19 protein-coding genes are annotated in these 20,515 nt (G+C 36.5%); 8 read left to right on the top strand and 11 right to left on the bottom strand.

Going from position 1 to position 20,515, the window contains the following annotated elements; genetic code table 11:
* Positions 1-90 precede the first annotated feature (90 nt).
* Positions 91-264 (top strand): bacteriocin-like protein, encoded by a 174-nt coding sequence (locus AC52CF_RS19110; protein WP_214588322.1) that lies wholly within the window; start codon positions 91-93, stop codon positions 262-264.
* Between the two features lie 36 nt (positions 265-300).
* Here AC52CF_RS19110 and AC52CF_RS19105 read toward each other — a convergent pair whose 3' ends face one another.
* From AC52CF_RS19105 to AC52CF_RS19090, 4 genes are all read right to left on the bottom strand, one after another.
* On the bottom strand, positions 301-1,035 hold the full coding sequence (locus tag AC52CF_RS19105; protein ID WP_496517565.1) for a hypothetical protein: 735 nt from the start codon (positions 1,033-1,035) through the stop codon (positions 301-303).
* A 12-nt stretch (positions 1,036-1,047) separates the two neighbouring features.
* Positions 1,048-1,515, bottom strand: coding sequence for a YciI family protein (locus AC52CF_RS19100; RefSeq protein ID WP_496517564.1), 468 nt, complete (start codon positions 1,513-1,515; stop codon positions 1,048-1,050).
* Between the two features lie 7 nt (positions 1,516-1,522).
* Positions 1,523-2,701, bottom strand: a complete 1,179-nt coding sequence (gene pncB, locus AC52CF_RS19095) for a nicotinate phosphoribosyltransferase (protein WP_496517563.1) — start codon at positions 2,699-2,701, stop codon at positions 1,523-1,525.
* A 92-nt stretch (positions 2,702-2,793) separates the two neighbouring features.
* Entirely contained in the window at positions 2,794-3,270 is a 477-nt protein-coding gene (locus AC52CF_RS19090) for a Dps family protein (RefSeq protein WP_076391832.1), read from the bottom strand.
* Between the two features lie 437 nt (positions 3,271-3,707).
* Here AC52CF_RS19090 and rpsL point away from each other — a divergent pair, with 437 nt between their 5' ends.
* The 7 genes from rpsL to AC52CF_RS19055 all read left to right on the top strand — a co-directional run bounded on the left by rpsL (position 3,708) and on the right by AC52CF_RS19055 (position 11,073).
* The gene (rpsL, locus tag AC52CF_RS19085) at positions 3,708-4,121 is read left to right on the top strand and encodes a 30S ribosomal protein S12 (protein ID WP_027381287.1); all 414 of its coding nucleotides are present in this window, start codon (positions 3,708-3,710) and stop codon (positions 4,119-4,121) included.
* 23 nt (positions 4,122-4,144) lie between these two features.
* Positions 4,145-4,621, top strand: coding sequence for a 30S ribosomal protein S7 (rpsG, locus tag AC52CF_RS19080; RefSeq protein ID WP_066695920.1), 477 nt, complete (start codon positions 4,145-4,147; stop codon positions 4,619-4,621).
* Positions 4,622-4,627: 6 nt separating this feature from the next.
* A complete protein-coding gene (gene fusA / locus AC52CF_RS19075) occupies positions 4,628-6,745 on the top strand; it encodes an elongation factor G (protein WP_214588326.1) in 2,118 nt (705 codons plus the stop codon).
* A gap of 17 nt (positions 6,746-6,762) precedes the next feature.
* Positions 6,763-7,068, top strand: coding sequence for a 30S ribosomal protein S10 (gene rpsJ, locus AC52CF_RS19070; protein ID WP_002661363.1), 306 nt, complete (start codon positions 6,763-6,765; stop codon positions 7,066-7,068).
* A 124-nt stretch (positions 7,069-7,192) separates the two neighbouring features.
* Positions 7,193-8,029 (top strand): GLPGLI family protein, encoded by an 837-nt coding sequence (locus AC52CF_RS19065; RefSeq protein WP_496517562.1) that lies wholly within the window; start codon positions 7,193-7,195, stop codon positions 8,027-8,029.
* Between the two features lie 139 nt (positions 8,030-8,168).
* On the top strand, positions 8,169-8,654 hold the full coding sequence (locus tag AC52CF_RS19060) for a low affinity iron permease family protein (protein WP_214588328.1): 486 nt from the start codon (positions 8,169-8,171) through the stop codon (positions 8,652-8,654).
* A 163-nt stretch (positions 8,655-8,817) separates the two neighbouring features.
* Positions 8,818-11,073 (top strand): zinc-dependent metalloprotease, encoded by a 2,256-nt coding sequence (locus AC52CF_RS19055; RefSeq protein ID WP_214588329.1) that lies wholly within the window; start codon positions 8,818-8,820, stop codon positions 11,071-11,073.
* Between the two features lie 79 nt (positions 11,074-11,152).
* Here AC52CF_RS19055 and AC52CF_RS19050 read toward each other — a convergent pair whose 3' ends face one another.
* The 7 genes from AC52CF_RS19050 to AC52CF_RS19020 all read right to left on the bottom strand — a co-directional run bounded on the left by AC52CF_RS19050 (position 11,153) and on the right by AC52CF_RS19020 (position 20,409).
* Positions 11,153-13,861, bottom strand: a complete 2,709-nt coding sequence (locus AC52CF_RS19050; RefSeq protein WP_496517561.1) for a hypothetical protein — start codon at positions 13,859-13,861, stop codon at positions 11,153-11,155.
* A 133-nt stretch (positions 13,862-13,994) separates the two neighbouring features.
* Positions 13,995-14,996 (bottom strand): hypothetical protein, encoded by a 1,002-nt coding sequence (locus AC52CF_RS19045; RefSeq protein ID WP_496517560.1) that lies wholly within the window; start codon positions 14,994-14,996, stop codon positions 13,995-13,997.
* Complete coding sequence (locus AC52CF_RS19040) at positions 14,972-15,385, bottom strand: hypothetical protein (protein WP_214588331.1); 414 nt, start codon at positions 15,383-15,385, stop codon at positions 14,972-14,974. Before AC52CF_RS19040 ends, AC52CF_RS19045 begins: the two co-directional genes overlap by 25 nt.
* Before the next feature lie 350 nt (positions 15,386-15,735).
* Entirely contained in the window at positions 15,736-16,536 is an 801-nt protein-coding gene (locus AC52CF_RS19035; protein WP_214588332.1) for a hypothetical protein, read from the bottom strand.
* Between the two features lie 17 nt (positions 16,537-16,553).
* A complete protein-coding gene (locus AC52CF_RS19030; protein WP_214588333.1) occupies positions 16,554-17,285 on the bottom strand; it encodes an MIP/aquaporin family protein in 732 nt (243 codons plus the stop codon).
* Positions 17,286-17,302: 17 nt separating this feature from the next.
* The gene (gene glpK / locus AC52CF_RS19025) at positions 17,303-18,799 is read right to left on the bottom strand and encodes a glycerol kinase GlpK (protein WP_214588334.1); all 1,497 of its coding nucleotides are present in this window, start codon (positions 18,797-18,799) and stop codon (positions 17,303-17,305) included.
* Positions 18,800-18,819: 20 nt separating this feature from the next.
* Positions 18,820-20,409 (bottom strand): glycerol-3-phosphate dehydrogenase/oxidase, encoded by a 1,590-nt coding sequence (locus tag AC52CF_RS19020; protein WP_375180845.1) that lies wholly within the window; start codon positions 20,407-20,409, stop codon positions 18,820-18,822.
* Between the last annotated feature and the right edge of the window lie 106 nt (positions 20,410-20,515).

Here is a 20,515-nt window from a genome sequence, read left to right as displayed (position 1 = left end):
AAATATTTTGAATATTTAAATCTCTATAAAAGGAATTATTATAGAGGTATCCTAAAATCTTAAGAGTAGGAACAAATTAAACAAAATACTATGAAAAATTTAAAATCTTTAAACCGAAAAGAGCTGAAAACAATTTCAGGAGGGCTTTATGAAAACTGCCAAGTTCCTTTAGAATACGGAGTCTGTAATCCGGGATATACCTTCTGCAGTAATCCTTATTGTTGTGTACTTGCGCGTAAACCTTATATTTGCATTGATTATTAGAAAAACTGGCTGTCATAATTTTGACAGCCAGTTTTTTTATTTTTCGTAATACGTTACTTGAACTTTATTATCATGAACTTTCATAATTCCTTTTTGGGGATGTTGGAAATATAATTCAAGATCATTCTCTGCTTTTTTAACAATAATGGGTTCTGAATAAAAAATCTTTTCAGGAAGTTCAGTTACTGTTTCAAACCGGTTATTTTTTAATTCTGAAATGGTTGTTTTTGTTCCGTCAATACCTGAAATTATTGAATACAGCTTTTTATTATAAACAAAACTTGATATGATGAGAACTCTGGTTGTGTCAAGAATTTTTTTTGTTCCTAACGTTGATTCTGATTCATATTCCCGAGTTATAATATCAGGATGATAAACCGGAATTTTCTTTGTAGTTGCCATTTTTTCAGGATCTGAAATTTCCAGAATTTCTGAAAATCCCATCATATGCGCCAAAGAATTCGAAATGTAATATTTTCCATCTATTTTATTTACAGAAACAGGGCAGGTTGCTGCGGCATGATGAATGACATTGTTTTGTCTGTTTTTAAAATAAACAGTTCCTCCCCATTCACCAGAGCAGCTTTTCCGCACTTCGTATTTTTCATCTTTATAAAGTAATCCGGAAAAGTTGGTTTCCTCTTCTTTTAAATGCTTAAGTTCATCAATAATATTTTTTGAAACATGATTTATTTTTACTTCAAATATGGAAGATTTATTCTTGCAGTTGATTAATGATAGTAACAATAAAACATAAGATAGTTTTCTCATTGACCTGAGTAATTAAGGATTTTCTTTCGCAATTTCCTCATGGTGCTTCAGGTACAATGGCAAAGCTGCCGATCCGTACCATGGCAAGATTTCATATCCGAAGACTCCTGCTTTTACAGCGGGATCTGTTTTTACCCATGATTCTGCTTCTTCTTGGGATTTTGTATTGAAGATGAACATCCCTTCAAAATTTTGTTTGTTATCTGAGGTAAACGGTCCTGCCACTACAACTTTTCCTTCTTTAGCAAGTTTTCCGATATTGGCTAAATGTTCTTTCATTAACTCAGCCATTTTTGTCTTGTCTTCAATTTTTGTAGTTCCTGTTGTCAGCATTACGATTACGTACGGCTTCATTCCGTATTTATCGGCTCCCAGTTCTGTAGCTAATTTTTCGTTGAACTTCGGTTTTTCTGTAGTTTTCTGAGCAAACGAAAATGCTGTTGCAAAAATTGAAGCTGATAAGATAATTTTTTTCATCATTTCTGTTTTAATCTTTTATTCTTAAAAATTCTTTCGCCAATTCAATCATTTTAGGATCTCCGGTATATTTTCCGTGTTCATCGGATAATTTTACGGTTGGAATCCATTCTTTATTCGGAGCCTGAACGCCGATAAGCTTCATGACGATATTCATCGGTTTTAAGCCGACATCGTTGGTAAGATTAGTTCCAATTCCGAAAGAAACTCCGATTTTTCCTTTGCAGTAATTGGTGATTTCTTCTACTTTTTCAAGATTTAAACCATCTGAAAAAATAATATATTTGAATAGCGGATTAATGCCGTGTCTTTCATAATGAGCAATGGTTTTATCTGCGAATTCCAGAGGATCGCCGCTATCGTGACGAACACCGTCGAAAAGTTTCGCAAACTTTTTATCAAACTGCTGAAAGAAAACATCCGTTGTGTAGGTATCTGAAAGGGCAACTCCCAAATCTCCGCGGTAAACATCTACCCAGTGTTCCAGAGCCAGTTCGTTTGCCATCTTGAAACCATATTCCGCTGCGTGGAACATAAACCATTCATGAGCATGGGTTCCAATAGGTTTTACATTGTATTTCATGGCGAAATGTACATTGGATGAACCAATAAATGTAGAATTTTTCTTCTGTGTTAAAGCCTCCATAACCAGATTCTGAACTTTATGGGAATGTCTTCTGCGGGTTCCGAATTCTGCGAAATTAACGCCCAGTTTCGCCAGTGTTTCAGCTTTTTCCAAGGTTTTATTCATCACTACTTCATTGGAATCTCTTTCCATGTGGTTCATTTCGTAGTGAAGCTCGCTGATGAGTGCGAGTAAAGGAACTTCCCAAAGAATTGTTCTGTACCAGAGTCCTTCAACCGTTACAGAAAGATCGCTTCCTTCCTGATGAATTTTAACTTCGGAAGGATCGTAATGATAGCCTTCCAGAAAATCTAAGTAGGGAAGATCAATGTAAGGGCAGGTTTTTGCCATGAATTTTTTTTCGTCCTTCGTCAGCTTTAGTTCTGCCATTTTATTAACCGCTTCTCGTAAAGCAACATCGAAACCTTCAGGAAACTGATGTTTTCCGCGGTTGATGAATTCATATTTTACTACAGAACCTGGGAATAATTTTACTACCGCATTCTGCATGGTTATTTTGTAAAAGTCGTTATCTAAAATAGAGTTTAATCGTACGTTGTGCATAATTGTGTAATTTATACGCAAATATAGTTATTAAAAATAAAATCACCTAAATGTAAGGTGATTTTTTTACTTTTTAAGGAAAATTTTTTTCTTTACTTCCCAAGATAAGAGTTGTACATCCATACTTCTTTTTCCTGTTCTGTAATGTAATCGCTCATCTGAGAGTTTGTTCCTTCGTCTCCCGCTGCATCAGTAATATCTAAAAGTTCTCTCTGAAGATCAATAACTACTTTGAATGAATTTAAGATGTTTTCAACACTTTTCGTAGCGTCGCTTACTTCCACGCTTTCTTTTATGGTTGATACTTTCAGGTAGTCTGAATAATTGTGAGCCGGTGTAGCACCCAATGTTAAAATTCTTTCTGCAATTTCATCAATCTTTAAAACAAGACTGTTGTATAGTTCCTCAAATTTAGGGTGAAGTGTAAAAAACTGATCTCCTTTAATGTTCCAATGAGAACCTCTTGTATTCTGATAAAATACGGAATAGTTAGCTAAAAGAATATTTAATTTTTCTGAGATCTTTTTGCAGTCGGTTTCTTTAAGACCGATAATGTTGGCGTTTTTCATATCTATATTGTAGTTTATTTTTCTGAAACAAAATTAAGTAAATATTGTGCCGAAAATGCGGTTTCGTGATTGATGATACTTATCTTTGATATTTTTAGAATGAATTTAAATGTGGTAGTTTTTGCATTCCAATTTGTGGCACCAGTTTAATAACCTTGTTCTATATACATATTATTATATAGTAAAGTCAAAAATTGTAGATAATGATGCTGGAGCCACTGCTTATTTTAACAATACCCATTTGTATTAATAAAGAATCTGTATAAACTTCAAATAACTCAGGCATTTTGGATGGAATAAAAATGTTGGTGCTACAATTGTCGATAAACCATAAGTATCTGTTAATTAAATTTTAAATAAAAATATTATTTCTATATAACTGCTTGTTAATTAAAAAAATATTACTATTTTTGCACCCTAAAATAAAAAGCAATTAAATGCCTACTATTCAACAATTAGTAAGAAAAGGAAGAGCCACGCTTGCCAAGAAGAGCAAATCGGCTGCCCTAGATTCTTGTCCACAAAGACGTGGTGTATGTACGAGAGTATATACTACTACACCTAAGAAACCTAACTCTGCACTAAGAAAAGTTGCAAGGGTAAGACTTTCTAACGGTAAAGAAGTGAATGCCTATATCCCGGGCGAAGGACACAATCTTCAGGAGCACTCGATAGTATTGGTTAGAGGCGGAAGGGTGAAAGACCTACCGGGAGTACGTTACCACATCGTAAGAGGTGCATTAGACACAGCAGGTGTAAATGGAAGAACGCAGAGAAGATCGAAGTACGGAGCTAAGAGACCTAAACCAGGTCAGGCACCAGCTGCACCAGCAAAAGGAAAGAAAAAATAATCATTAAATAAGGTACAGAAACAATGAGAAAGACGAAAGCGAAAAAAAGACCGTTGTTACCAGATCCAAAATTTAATGATCAGTTGGTAACGAGATTCGTAAACAATTTAATGCTTGACGGTAAGAAGTCAATCGCATTCAAAATTTTCTATGATGCGTTGGATATCGTAGAAACTAAAAAAGGAGATTCTGAAAAAACAGCCCTTGAAATCTGGAAAGATGCATTAACAAACGTTATGCCTCACGTAGAAGTACGTTCCAGAAGAGTAGGTGGAGCTAACTTCCAGATCCCAATGCCAATCAGAGCAGATAGAAAAATTTCTATGGCAATGAAATGGTTAATTAGCTACTCTAAAAAGAGAAATGATAAGTCTATGGCTTTGAAATTAGCTAATGAGGTAGTAGCTGCTTCAAGAGAAGAAGGTGCTGCTTTCAAAAAGAAAACAGATACTCACAAAATGGCGGAAGCAAACAAAGCTTTCTCACACTTCAAATTCTAATCTGAAATGGGAAGAGATCTTAAATTTACAAGAAATATTGGTATTGCTGCTCACATTGATGCAGGTAAGACTACCACTACAGAAAGGATTTTATTCTATACAGGTGTAAACCACAAAATTGGAGAGGTTCACGATGGTGCTTCTACAATGGACTGGATGGAACAGGAAGCAGAAAGAGGTATCACTATTACTTCTGCTGCAACTACTTGTAACTGGAATTTCCCAACAGATCAGGGTAAGAAATTACCTGAAACAAAACCTTACCACTTCAACATTATCGATACACCGGGACACGTTGACTTCACAGTAGAAGTAAACAGATCTTTGAGAGTATTGGACGGTTTGGTATTCTTATTCTCTGCAGTAGATGGAGTAGAGCCTCAGTCTGAAACCAACTGGAGACTTGCTGACAACTACAAAGTTGCGAGAATGGGATTCGTAAACAAAATGGACAGACAGGGTGCTGACTTCTTGAACGTTGTAAAACAAGTAAAAGAAATGTTAGGATCTAATGCAGTTCCAATCGTTTTACCAATCGGTGCTGAAGAAGATTTCAAAGGAGTTGTAGACTTAATTAAAAACAGAGCGATCATTTGGGACGAAGCAGGACAGGGAGCAACTTATGAAGTAGTTCCGATTCCTGAAGACATGAAGGATGAAGTTCTTGAATATAGAGAGAAATTAGTAGAAGCGGTAGCTGATTATGATGAGACTTTGATGGAGAAATTCTTCGAAGATCCGGATTCAATTTCTGAAGAGGAAATCAACGAAGCATTAAGAAAAGCTACTATCGATCTTTCTATTATCCCAATGACTTGTGGATCTTCTTTCAAAAACAAAGGAGTACAGTTCATGCTTGATGCTGTTTGTAAATATCTTCCTTCTCCACTAGATAAGGATAATATCAAAGGAACAGATCCAAGAACTGATGCTGATATCGAAAGAAAACCATCTGTTGAGGAGCCTTTCGCTGCATTAGCTTTCAAAATTGCTACTGACCCATTCGTAGGTAGATTAGCATTCTTCAGAGCTTATTCAGGAAGATTGGATGCTGGTTCTTATGTATTAAACACAAGATCTGGTAACAAAGAAAGAATCTCAAGAATCTATCAGATGCACGCAAACAAGCAAAATCCGGTTGAGTATATCGAGGCTGGAGATATTGGTGCAGCTGTAGGATTTAAAGATATTAAAACAGGAGATACGTTATCTGATGAAAAGAACCCAATTGTTCTAGAATCAATGATCTTCCCAGATCCGGTAATCGGTATCGCTGTTGAGCCTAAAACGAAAGCTGACCAGGATAAAATGGGTAACGCTTTAGCTAAATTAGCTGAAGAAGATCCAACGTTCCAGGTTAAGACAGACGAGGCTTCAGGACAAACGATCATCTCTGGTATGGGTGAACTTCACTTGGATATCATCGTAGACCGTATGAGAAGAGAGTTCAAAGTAGAGGTTAACCAAGGTCAGCCGCAAGTAGAATACAAAGAAGCTCTTACACAAAAAGCTAACCACAGAGAAGTTTACAAAAAGCAGTCTGGAGGTAGAGGTAAGTTCGCAGATATCGTATTCGAAATCGGTCCTGCAGACGAAGGTAAAACAGGTCTTGAATTCATCAACGAAATTAAAGGAGGTAACATTCCTAAAGAATTTATTCCTTCAGTAGAAAAAGGATTCAGAGAAGCGATGAAGAACGGTCCTTTAGCTGGATTTGAGGTTGAATCTATGAAGATTACATTGAAAGATGGATCTTACCACCAGGTTGACTCGGATCAGTTATCTTTCGAATTGGCTGCGAAGTTAGGTTTCAAAGAATCTGGTAGAGCTGCTAAAGCGGTTATCATGGAACCAATTATGAAGCTTGAAGTAGTAACTCCTGAAGAGTACATGGGTGATATCGTAGGTGACCTTAACAGAAGAAGAGGTACTGTAAACGGTATGGACGACAGAAACAACGCTAAAGTTATTAAAGCTTTCGTTCCGCTTTCTGAAATGTTTGGTTATGTAACTTCTCTTAGAACGTTATCTTCAGGTAGAGCAACATCTTCTATGGAATTCGAGAAATACGAAGCTGCTCCTACAAACGTTGCTGAAGAAGTAATCGCTAAGGCTAAAGGTTAATATTAAATTAGATTAAAATGTCACAAAGAATCAGAATAAAACTTAAATCTTACGATTACAACTTGGTAGATAAATCTGCAGAGAAAATCGTAAAAACGGTAAAGGCTACTGGTGCTGTTGTAAACGGACCAATTCCATTGCCAACCAACAAGAGAATCTTCACAGTGTTGAGATCTCCGCACGTAAACAAGAAAGCAAGAGAGCAGTTCCAATTATCAGCTCACAAGAGATTGATGGATATCTATTCTTCTTCTTCTAAAACTGTTGATGCTCTAATGAAATTAGAACTTCCTTCAGGTGTTGATGTTGAAATTAAAGTGTGATAATTGCATACTTTGCAATGATTATATAAAATCCGTTCCTTTCGAGGAGCGGATTTTTTTAGTTTTATCCAATTTTATGAGGAGAAAGGTCATTGCTGTTATGTATATTTACGAAAATATTCTTATGAAAAAACTCTTACTTTTAACAGTCTTGCTTTATATATCGTTATCAGCGCAGACTCATCGGTTTATTTATGATGTAGTTTATCGTCCTGATTCAACTTCTGCTGAAGTAAGGAAAGCCAACTATTATCTTGATATTAATCCGGATGAAACATTCTATTATGAAAGATCTTTTTTTGTCAGTGATTCTATAGAAAAAGTTTCCGGCTTAAGGACGTTTAACGGGAAGGTTACAGATTTGCTCAGTAAAAAGATTAAAACAAAACAATATGTTCTTTACAGTATTCAAAGCTACGATGTTTACAAATTAATAGATGAACCTAAAATAAATTGGAAAATTGAAAAGGAAACTAAAGTTTCATCTTCCATTCAAGCTCAGAAAGCTACGGCAAGATTTGGTGGCAGAAACTGGATCGCATGGTTTGCAAAAGACTTTCCTTTTCAGGAAGGACCATATAAATTTCACGGTTTACCGGGAATGATTATTGAAATTTATGATGATAAAGAAAATTATCATTTCTCTCTGAACAGATCAGAAAACTTAACCGAAACACAGTTGATAAGCTTCTATAAAAATGCAAAATCAAGAGGAATAGAAATTCCATATTCTAAATACAAATCCATGTTGCTAAGTTATTATCTTGATCCAATAAAATTTATCAATAACGGTGACGTGAAAATTGACGAAAATAACAAATTAGGACTGGATGATGGCAGAATCATTTACAAACCGGAAGAACTTCGGCAATATACTTTTGATGAACAGAATAGAATTAAAAAATATAATAATCCAATTGAAGTGGATAAAGCAGTGAAGTACCCTGAAGTAAAAAAATAATATTGAAATATAAATAACATCAGGAATATCATCAGGAATATCATTTGGATAATTAATCTAGCGGATATAAAAATTACAATTTTACATTGGCTTTTCGGCGGAGTTTTTGATGCTTATTAACTTACTAATACAAAGAAAAATGGCAAGATCAGGCAAAAGTTTTTTCGAAAAATTCTCAGATTGGGCAACAAAATTTACAGGGAGTTCTTACGCTTTCATCGGGGCGACCTTAATCGTGATTATATGGGCCGTTTTGGGACCTGTTTTTAACTATTCCGAAACATGGCAGCTCGTTATAAATACAGGGACAACCATTATCACTTTTCTCATGGTATTTTTAATTCAGAAAGCACAGAATAAAGATTCCAAAGCCATTCAGATCAAATTAAATGAATTGATCGCGGCTAACGAAAAAGCCAGCAACAGAATTGTAGATATTGAAGATTTAACGGAAAAAGAGCTCGATCAGCTTCATTATTATTATGAAAAGTTAGCGGATTTTGCAGAAGAGGATGATGATATCCATTCTTCACATTCGATTGATGCTGCTAAAATAAATCAGGATCGTAAGCATAATGCTTTCAGAAAAAAACATGAAGAATGGTTGCAGAAACAGAAACCATGACAAAAATAGAATGAGTTTATTTTTATGTTAAATTAATAAAATGAATAATACTTTATATTTTTAATAGTTCAAGGATATTTTATAGTTAAAATTTAAAATAATTTACAGCTATAGATGTAAATATGGTAATAAATCCTAAATTTGCCTTTCTAAAATTATTTTAATGAAAACAAAATTACCTTTTCTGCTGTTAGTTGCTGCAGGTACAATGGCGAATGCGCAGTGGAATAGAACGGCTCCTACAAAAGCTGTTACAAAGAAAGACGATCATTCGGCTTATTACAGTTTAGATATTAATATGATTAGAACCCAGCTTTTGAGAGCCCAGGAAGTTGGCGGTTCAAAAATTATCATTAGCCTTCCTACACTGGAAGGAAAGATTGAAAAATTTGCAGTTAACAGTTTTCCGGTAATTGATCATGAAATTGCCAATCAGTATAATCTGGGATCGTATGTTGGAACCGGAGTTGATGATCCCAGCAAATATGTTAGATTCAGTGTTGCTCCAAACGATTTTCAATCCATGATTATTAGTGGAGGCAAATATGAATTTATAGAACCTGCATCTGCGGACAAAACCATTTATTCTATCCATGGAAAAACTGCTAAAAATGGTCACGCATTTGTCTGTAATACCAAAGAAGACAAACAGTCCGTTGCCAGAATGCAGGATTTAATGGCAAAAGGAGAAACAGCGAAATCAAATAATCAGAAATATCATACTTTAAGATTGGCAATGTCTGTTACCGGAGAGTATACAGCCTATTTTGGCGGAGCAGCCAATGCGCTCACACAGATAAATGCCACCTTAACAAGAGTAAACGGCGTTTTTGAGCAGGAATTTAACCTGCATTTGAATATGGTAAATGCTCCCAATCTTATTTTCACTAATGCAGCAACAGATCCGTACAGTGATGCTGATTACATGTGTAAATGGAATTATGAATTAATGAATGTTCTTCACGGAGGGACTTACGGTGTAACAGACTCGACGTTTGATATCGGGCATCTATTTGGTGCCACAGGAGGTGGAGGAAATGCTGGATGTATTGGCTGTATTGGAAGTAACGATGTAACTTTTACGACAATATCGGCTTCAAGCACTGATGCTTGCACAACTTCAGCTGGAGTAGCATATGGATATAATTCTCCAAGTAACTACAAAGGAAGTGGTATAACATCTCCTGCAAATGCAGTTCCTATGGGTGATAGTTTTGATATTGACTATGTTGCTCATGAGATAGGCCATCAGTTAGGCGATAATCATACATACAGTTATAACGAAGGAACAGGAGTTTGTGTGGAGCCAGGATCAGGATCAACAATCATGGGATATGCAGGAATTACCGGTACAAACACAGATGTTCAGCAACACTCTGATCCTTATTTCCACAGCGTAAGTATTGATCAGGTACAGACCAATCTCTCAACAGTAACCGTAGATGTGGAAACTCCAATAACAAATAATCCACCAGTAGTTACGGCAATGACGACTACCTATACAATTCCTAAATCTACAGCATTTGTTTTAACAGCATCTGCAACCGATCCGGATGGAGATGCATTAACATATAACTGGGAGCAGGTAAATTCCAGTTCATTAGCTAATGGCATTGGTAAAGCATCCGGAACTGGTGATGGAGCCTCTGCTATTGGGAATACCTCTTCGGGGGCAAGCTTTAGATCTTGGCCGGCTAGCTCGAGTCCCACAAGATATTTCCCGAGATTATCAACTGTTTTGGGAGGAGCTGTAAAAAATACTACCGACTTTGAAGCGGCATCAACTGTTGCAAGAACCACAAATTTCAGAGTAACTGTAAGGGATAATAAAGTTGGCGGACAGGCGCAGACAGCATATGCTACACAAACAATTGTTGTTGGTTCTGCTGCTGCATTTACTGTAAACTCAGCTACTTTAACACCAAATGCAAATTCAACAATTACCTGGGTAGTTTCCGGAACTACTGCTTCGCCTTATAATGTGGCAAATGTTAAAATAGATTACACATACGATAATGGAACAACATGGACTGTTTTGGCAGCATCTGTTCCAAATTCAGGTTCGGCAAGTGTATTTGTTCCTGCTTCATTGGCCGGAAAAAGCGGACATATAAGAGTTTCTGCGATCGGAAATGTATTTTATGCTGTAAAACAAAACAATGTTGGAACATTATCAACAGCTGAAGTTGGGAATGTAAAAACAGTACAGATTTATCCAAATCCCGTAGATGATATATTGAACGTTAAAAATATTTCATCCAAATCAACTTACGAAATTTACAGCGCTCCTGGTCAGTTAATCGGTAAAGGAATTGTAGGTGATGGTAAAATTGTTGTGAGAGATTTGGTAAAAGGAGTTTATTTTATCAGCATAGATGAAAACGGAACTGCTCTTAAAACCAAATTTGTTAAAAAGTAAGTAAAAAATTAAAAGTCATACAATAATAAACCTCTGAGCGATCAGAGGTTTATTTATTAAATGGAGGGAGTTTCAAATTCTATTTCATAAAATACCCGAAATAAGAACAGCTTCCCATTAAATTTCTGGCAGTCTCCGTATCGGCATACTGTGTTTTCAGCATTGCAAAATAGGTTCTGTATTTCTGATTTTTAATCTGATCTAACTGCTTTTGGAAAGCATCTGTTTTCTCGCTCCATTTTGGATCCGAGTAATCTACGTTCGAAGGATTTTTAGTTTCATACTGATAATATTTCCCTTGTTCCGCACTTGCCATCTGAAACAGAATTCTTGCTTTTTGCTCTTTATCCGTTGATGTATTCAATGCCTTTTTATAATAATTAATTGCCAGATCAAAATTATCAGGTTCAATAAAAGTAGTGCTCGTAAAGTTTTTATAATAGTACTGATAAGGCGTTTCATTGTCGGTGCTCCAGAAATTATATTTTCCGCCATTCGTATTGTCAACATCCATCACAAATAACTGTCTGTAATATCCCAAAGAAGAAGTGTTGTAAAGAAGATTTCCAATGAGCTGATTAGCTTTTGTTGATTTTTCGTCTTTGCCGCTTCCTATTTTTTTAAGCTGAATTAAAGCATCTGCCAGTTCAAGTTTATTCATCATAGGTTTAATGAAAGAAAACTGAGAAAAATCTTCCTTCACCATACTTTCTTCAGGCGCACTCTGATAACTTTCCCAAACATTATGTCCGAAAACAAGATCCGAAATACTTCTGAAACCATTGTATTCTGAAGCTCCGTATTGATGAGGCGTTTTTTTCTGAGAATTCCCGTCCCAGTCATAATTGATTCTCGGAATTCCTGTGAAATTCTGAGCTTTTGCATAGTATGATTTAGCTTTCTCAAAATCTGCCTGTCTCATGGCTCTGTCACCATAAATCACTGCAAAAAAGGCATCGATATTTCCTACATCATCAATATTTTTAGCAATAATCTGTTCCTCGAATTTCGTTTTGTTCGGCTTTCTGTAAAAATCTTCCACACTTTTTACCAGACTGGAGTTGGGGTTGTACTGAAGATCAGAAAGCGTATTGCTCATCAGGAAAGATTTTCCGTCTTCATCCTGCAGGAAATAACGGTTGGCAAGAACATCTTTCAGGAAATCTTTTGTAGAAGGAACCTCACCATAATAATTATATTCTGTTTCCGTACTGTCTTTTTTAGGCTCTTCCGGTTTATCCACAAAATATTCAGCATAATCTTTCATTAAATGATCTTCGAAGTCCGCATCAATTTTAGGCTGCGAAACGATATCATTCAGAACCTTCATTCTTTTAATCTGTTCCAGATATTCGGGATTGCTGGTTTGAATGTCTGATAAAATCTCTGTACTGGCTTTATAATCTTTTTTAAGGAACTTCAGATAAGCATCTGCGATCTGCCAGTATTCATCCTTAGATTTTTCTTTCGTTTTGCTTGTGAATTTTTCCAGATCATCTAAGAAATCTTTCGTCTGATCGTCATAGTAATAATTATTCTTGTTGAAAACCGGAATTCTGTTCGGGTTGTCCAGCAATTCATCATCGCTTTGATCTGCTTTCATTTCAGTACTCGTTTTATCTTTAACTCCGAATAGCTTCTTAAAAAAGCGCACAATTTTCTGCCAGAACGATATTTTTTCCTCTTTAGGAGCTTCCGCAGCCTCAGTTTTAGGCTGATCCGTTGTAGTGTTTGCAGAGACTTTTACCGCAGTTTTTTCATTATTGTTGGTGTAATAATAAATCGGAAGATAGTTTCTTTCCAGTTCATTGATGCTCCTCACCGCCATCACTTTCAGAATTTCAGAATCAGGATCTATTTCAAACATTTTCTCCATAATCGGAATCGGATTGTTGAAATCTTCATAGCCTAAAAGAAAATAAGCCATGTTTTTTTCTTCATTCGTTCCCGCTCTTTTCATAATATTATTAAAAGAAGCAGTGTCCGAAAGTTTCATAGACACGAAGGCAGACTCTTTACGGCTTTTACTGTTCATAAAGACCTGAAAGAAATTCCAGTTGGCATCACTTTTCAGATCCAGTCCGCGTTGTGCACCCGCCAATTGATCGAGAGCCATAAAATAGGTTGCTCCTCTTAATTTTATGGGTTCAACATAATTCTTGAAAGCTTCAATCGCTGCTTCGTAATTTCTTGTATAATGGTTGAAACGCACCAATTGATATCCGTAACGCTGCTTAATTTCAGGATTTTTTGCCGCATTGTAAAGAGAGGTTAATGCCGTGATGGTTTTATTGTAATCAAGATTTGTTGCATTTTGTGAACCTTCGCTTTCACGGTAATAAAATGAATCCGGACTTTCAACATAGTTGATTTTCATGTACGGTTCAAGATATTTTGCCTCAATCAGATAATCAATCGCTTCCTTATATTTAGAATAGAAACCAGATCCGAGTTTTGTAAGAAGCTGATTGTTCGTGCTGCCATTTTTCAGAGCATTCAGATCATTGATGTTCATTTTATTCACCAGATAATCTGTCTCCGCGAAAGTCAGTTGATTATTAAAGAATTTTTTCCAGGCATCCACATTTTCATTAGGAATCTGGGATTGTTTAAAATCAGTATAAAATCTGGTAGAATAGCTGTGAAGGAAAGGCAGGTACGATTTATCCTTGATGATACTCTGCGTAAACAGATTGAAATATTCATAATCCGGATCAGACCATGCGCACGCTTCAGTTTTACTGTAAAAAAGCGATAGAACCGCGAGCGAAAGAAAGTACTTTTTCATTTTGTTAATGGTGTTTTTTTAAGTTATAATGGTAATGTATATTTTCAAATTATTCTTACACTCAGTCATTTAAGAAATCTGTGAGAACTATTCTTTGAAGCATAAGACAATTTACGCAGAATTTTAATTGGATTTACAAGTTAAAGTTCTGATCTGTAACAAATTTATTGTCTAGCTGATAATAAATAATAGTAAAGTTGCTTATTTTTTTCTCCAGAAAACGGATGACTTCCTGAAGCTGCTCATCTGAAATCTCTTCAATTTTTATTCTGAAACCTTTGTTCAGATAACTTCCGAAGTAAAATCCATCTCTCTGTATTTCAATTTCTGTGTCGGATATTCGCTTGAAATCGGGGTTTTCAAGATCCTTTTCAGACAAAGCATTAATCAGTTTATGTTTTCCCAAATGGTTGGTTACAATTCCCCATGAGTAAATCGGCAGGGCAACCTCGATCTTTTTAACAGGATAATTTTCCAGTTTGGAAAGATAATTTTTCAGAGTATTAACATCAAGAATAGAATTTTTATCAGAATTTTCCAGCGGTGAAGAAGTGGAGTAGCACATCAGAAATACCTGCTCAACCGGTGGCACTCCCATGATATTTTTATCTTTTACCTGATGAAGACGAAGTGTGCAGGTTACCGTTTTTTTTGAAACATCCTTTAATTTTTTCAGAAATTTAAAATAGTCATCACGGGTTCCTGCAGTCCAGTCGCAGTCAATTTGTATTTGATTGCCGGTCTTCAACTGATATTCTGAACTCTTTTTTGTAATTAAATCATTAATGCTTGCTGCAAGAAACTGTATTTCCTCATTGGTAATGTTGAGAAACGCACGGTTTGTAATAAAAACCGTCGGAACAATATTTTTATCATTGCTGAAACTCTGATCCTTAGTAATAACTCCGACAGGCTGAAACTTACCCTCCAATTTATCAACATCAAAAAATCGGGTGTATAAATAAGGATCAGTTGCTTTATGTAAAACATCTTTCTCTGTTTTGTCTAAAGCCAAACGGGTTTTCCAGTAATAAAAAGTGTACGGATGAGACTGTTTTTTACCACAGGAAACAGCAAGGAATAAAATTAACAGAAGTGGTGTAACTTTCATCATTGGTATAATATTCCTGAGCATTCGCAATTTGTTTTTTCCATTTCAGAAACGGGACAGCAGTCGTCAGACTTTTTTACTTTTCCGTTTTCATCGGTCAGATAAATTTTTTCTTTATCAAATTTTACGTAAAATGTTTCATTATAGGTTTTGAAATAAACTTTCATCACTTTCGGATCATATTTTCCGGCATTGATTTCTTCCTGAGTTTCTGTTCCGTCTGCTTGATTGATCTGCACAAAACCGAAATAGACATCCCCGTTATCTTTGATATTAATATAATAACTAGGTGTTCCGGAATCGTTGGCTCCATCTTCTATATTGAAATCTCTTTTCCCGAAAAACGGAACTTTCGACTGCGCCAATGAAAGTAAGGAGGAGAGAAAGAGGAATAGAAATAAAAGTTTTTTCACGAGTAAATTTTTCTCAAAATTAAAAATATCCTATCAAAAATTACACCGTAAAATCACGGTGATTACTTTTATGACAAGATTTTGTAAAGTTTAATTTTATTCTTTGTTTTACGTTTTATAAGCGGAAATGCCATTGTCTATCTTTAAAATACTATATCTTTAAAAATAATCTTTGTTTAACTTAGCGATGAAACTAAACGCAAAGAAAGACAAAGAAAATTCAAATTATTAACACCGTAGATTTAGATAAACAAAGATGTTTCACTTATTTTCGAAAAACAAAGTTTTTTAATAAAAACAAAAAACCACCTCAAAAAAAGATGGTGTGTACATTACTAACAATTAATTTTTTAAAATACTGTTGCAGCAAGCTGAATTCTTGCGAACTTATTCGAAGGATTCCACATTGCCATCATGGAAACAGGCAGGGTATAATGATCGGTAATTTTTACGGTCTTACTAGCCTTCACGCCTACATTTACAATATCAAAACTGTTTTTTCCATTTCCGTAAAGAAATCTTTTGTCATTTATGGCAAATCCGGCTCCTACAAATGCGTCCAGATTTACTTTTTTATCTTTAATAACAGGATAACTCGCCTGAATATATGTTGAATATTTATTCTTTTTATATGTTCCGTCATATTCCAGAACCACTTCTCCTGCATTGGCTCCTCCATACAGCATAATATCTGTTTCAATATTTAAAGGAAAAGAAGCTCCAAATGTATAATTGGTTCTTAAATCGATAATATGTGCTGTTCTCCTGTTGGAATAATTAAAAATATCATCTGAAGCCACCGTGGTGTTTATATTTCTTGAATTAAATAGATCCCACAATCCAATATAAAATCTTCCGTTGGAAAACTGTACATAATAATTGATTTCTTTATAATGTGTATTATCTTTATCGTCCGCTAAAGCAGATGCGCCCCAAATTCCGACCTTCCATTTTTTATCTTTATCCAGAGCATAAGAAATATTTCCCATCACAACTGGCTTATCGGTAATTATTAAACCTCTCCAAAGATGGTTATTCTGAATGTTTGTGGTAAAATCCAGTCTGCTTTCTTCTGCCGTTTCTGTGTTTTCCTGGGCAAAAAGAGTCCCTGTGCCTGATAAAATCAGGCATAAATAGATTAGTTTTTTCATAAAGTAAAGTAGTGTTGTTAGCTCAGTATTCCGTGAAGTAACGCAGCAAGTCCTGCTCCGATGATTGGTCCTGCAATGGGAATCCATGCGTAACCCCAATCGCTGCTTCCTTTTACCGGAAGAAGTGCATGCATAATTCTTGGTCCGAGGTCTCTTGCCGGATTAATAGCGTAGCCTGTGGTTCCTCCTAAAGAAAGACCGATTGCCCAGACCAATAAAGTTACCGGTAAAGCTCCCACACTTCCTAATCCTATTTTTGCGGTCGGATCATTATTTAAAGTCATACTTGGATCTGCGAAATGAAAAATCACGAATACCAGAACGAAAGTTCCGATAATTTCGCTGATTAAATTGGAAACAGGTTTTCTGATCGCGGGCCCTGTACTGAAACACGCAAGTTTTGCCCCTTCGTCTTCCGTAATAGCAAAATGATCTTTGTTGAAAATCCAGACCAGAGATGCACCTAACATTGCCCCGATCATTTCTCCGGCAATATATGTCGGAACAAGATCCCATGAAAATTTTCCTGCGAAAGCCAATCCTAAGGTCACTGCGGGATTCAGATGTGCGCCGCTTATGGGACCTGCAACGGTTACTCCCACAAAAACTGCAAGTGCCCAGGCGGTGGTAATTACAATCCAGCCGGAATTGTTTCCTTTTGTTCCTTTCAAAACAACATTGGCTACTACGCCGTTTCCTAAAAGGATCATCAGCATTGTGCCGATTATTTCTGCTGTAAATGGAGTCATAGTTTTATTTTAAAAGGTTAATCTTCGATCCAGTTTTGAGAACGCTGTACCGCTTTTGTCCATGTTTTTACCATTTTTTCCACTTTTTCTTTTTCCAGTTGCGGGTGGAAATCTTTATCAATGATCCATTGAGACTGTATTTCATCAATGTTTTCCCAGTATCCGACAGCAAGTCCGGCAAGATAAGCCGCTCCCAAAGCGGTTGTTTCCAGAGTTTTTGGTCTTGTAATTTTAAATCCGAATAAATCCGACTGAATCTGCATCAGCAAATCACTTGCGGAAGCTCCGCCGTCTACTCTTAATTCCAGACTTTCCGTTCCGGAATCAGCTTCCATTGCTTTTACAATATCATACACCTGAAAAGCAATACCTTCCAAAGTAGCTCTTGCGATATGCCCGTTTGTGGTTCCGCGGGTTACGCCAACGATATTTCCGCGGGCATACTGATCCCAGTGAGGAGCGCCTAAACCTGTTAATGCAGGAACAAAATACACCCCGCCATTATCTTCAACCGATTGTGCCAAAGTATTTACTTCCTCTGCGGAACGAATTAACTTTAGACCGTCTCTCAGCCACTGAATCGCTGCACCTCCTACAAAAACACTTCCTTCCAAAGCGTAATTCACTTCTCCATTAATTTTCCATGCAACGGTTGTCAGTAAATTATTTTTAGATAAAACGGCTTCTGTTCCTGTATTCATTAAAAGGAAACAGCCTGTTCCATACGTATTTTTTACCATTCCCGGAGTCGTACACATCTGTCCGAATAATGCAGCCTGCTGATCTCCCGCAATTCCTGCAATCGGAATTTTTGTGGAGAATAATGTAGTAGCTGTTTCTCCGTAGATTTCACTGCTTTGTTTTACTTCCGGTAAAATCGCTCTTGGAATGTTGAAGAGTTCCAGTAAATCATCATCCCATTCTAAAGTATGAATATTCAAAAGCATGGTTCTGCTTGCATTCGAAACATCGGTGATGAACATCTTTCCGCGCGTCAGTTTCCAGACAAGGAAAGTGTCTACTGTTCCGAAACATAATTTTCCGGCTTCTGCTTTTTCTCTTGCGCCTTCTACATTGTCTAAAATCCACTTCAGTTTTGTTGCTGAAAAATAAGCATCCAGTACAAGACCTGTTTTTTCTTTAATTTTCTCAGCATGACCCTGCTCTTTTAATTCGTCACAATATTTGGACGTTCTTCTGTCCTGCCATACAATGGCATTATACACAGGTTCTCCGGCTTCTTTATCCCATACAACGGTGGTTTCACGCTGGTTGGTAATTCCGATGGCGGCAACTTCTCTTCCGGAAATTCCGGCTTTGGCAATAACTTCTGCTGCTACGGAAACCTGAGAAGACCAGATTTCATTGGGATCGTGCTCTACCCAACCCGGTGTAGGAAAGATCTGTTCAAAACTTTTCTGAGAAACAAATTCAATTTCTCCGCTGTGATTGAATAAAATGGCTCTCGACGAAGTCGTACCTTGGTCCAGAGCGAGAATCAACTTTTCACTCATGCTGTGATCGTAAATTAAGGTTAAATGGATCTTGGAGAATAAGGAGTCAGTAAATATCCTTTCGCCAATTCGATAAATTCTCTTTCCTGCTCATCTGCCCATTCCGCAGAATGCCCGTTTTCTTTTGCGATGATCTGTGCAATCTTGTGCGTGCTGTCGATTGCTGCTCTTGCATCTAAAAATAAAAGCCGTACTCTTCGTGCTAAAATATCCTCAATGGTTTGTGCCATTTCGCTTCGTATTGCCCAGACTGCTTCTGCCATAGTGAAGGGATGATCAGGATGTATTTTTTCTGACAATTCAGGATTGTTCTGCTGTAGTTTTTTTATTTCCGGAATATCGGCTCCGTAAACATATAAATGATTTGTTCTGTCCACCGTTTCGGGTTTCACATTTCCATGTATCGAAAGGTGTTCTGTTTTAGAAGTGGTTATTCCGAGGTTATGAATTTTCATGGCTTCATCAATCGTGTCTTCCGCCATTTTGCGGTATGTCGTCCATTTTCCTCCGATAATGGATATAAGTCCTGTGTCTGAGGTAACAACTTTATGACTTCTGGAAACTTCTTTTGTGCTTTTGCTGCCGTCTTTCGGAGCTGCGAGAGGTCTGAGTCCTGCGAAAACAGATTTTACGTCTTCGCGGGTTGGTTTCTTTGCTAAATATTGTCTTGCGGTATTCAGGACAAATTTAATTTCATCTTCCAAAGCTCTTGGCTCAAAACTTTCGTTTTCCAGTAAAGTATCGGTTGTTCCTACCAAAGCTCTGTCGTGCCACGGAACGACAAATAAAACCCTTCCGTCTGAAGTTTTAGGAATCATGATGGCATCGTCGCTTTTCAGGAACGATTTATCCAGAACCAAATGAATTCCCTGACTTGGAACAACGAATTTTCCGTGTTTCGGGTTGTTCATATTTAAGATATCATTCGTGAAAACTCCGGTTGCATTAATAACAACTTTCGCTTTGATTTCGAATTGTTGTTTTGTGAACTGATCTTCAGCAATAACGCCTATGATTTTATTGGAATCATTTTTAATTAAATTAATCACTTTAACGTAATTAACCGCTGTTCCGCCTTTTTCGATAATCGTCTGTGTTAAGTTGATCGCCAGTCTTGCATCATCGAACTGTCCGTCCTGATAAACCACTCCGCTTGCCAGACCTTTTTGTTCGATGGTCGGAAGTTTCTCTACGGTCTTTGATTTGCCGATGTATTTCGTTCTTCCTAAACTCAGTTTCCCGGCAAGAAAATCGTAAACAGAAAGTCCTATTTTATAATAAATTCCTTCCCACCAAGTGTAATTTGGAATAATAAAAGACTGGTTTTTTACAACGTGTGCTGCGTTTTTTGCCAGTAAACCTCTTTCTTTTAAAGCTTCTTTTACCAAGCCGATATCTCCCTGTGCTAAATATCTTACGCCGCCGTGTACCAGTTTTGTACTTCTGCTGGAAGTTGCTTTTGCAAAATCGTGAGATTCTAACAGTAACGTTTTAAATCCTCTGCTCGTTGCGTCCAGTGCCGAACCTAATCCACTCGCTCCTCCGCCAATAATGATAAAGTCCCATTCTTTAACGGTGGATAAATTGCTGAGTTCTTCGTTTCGTTTCATAATATTTCGTTATGTTTCGTTTTCAAAGTTATAAATTAAAAACGAAACCAAAAAGAAAATAAATGAAATTTTTCGAATCAAAATAAAAATGGTATTTTTGAGAAAA

It is taken from the genome of Chryseobacterium sp. 2P (assembly GCF_059579425.1).
The sequence above is the reverse complement of the archived record's forward strand: the minus strand, read 5'-3'. Positions and strand labels throughout refer to the sequence as shown.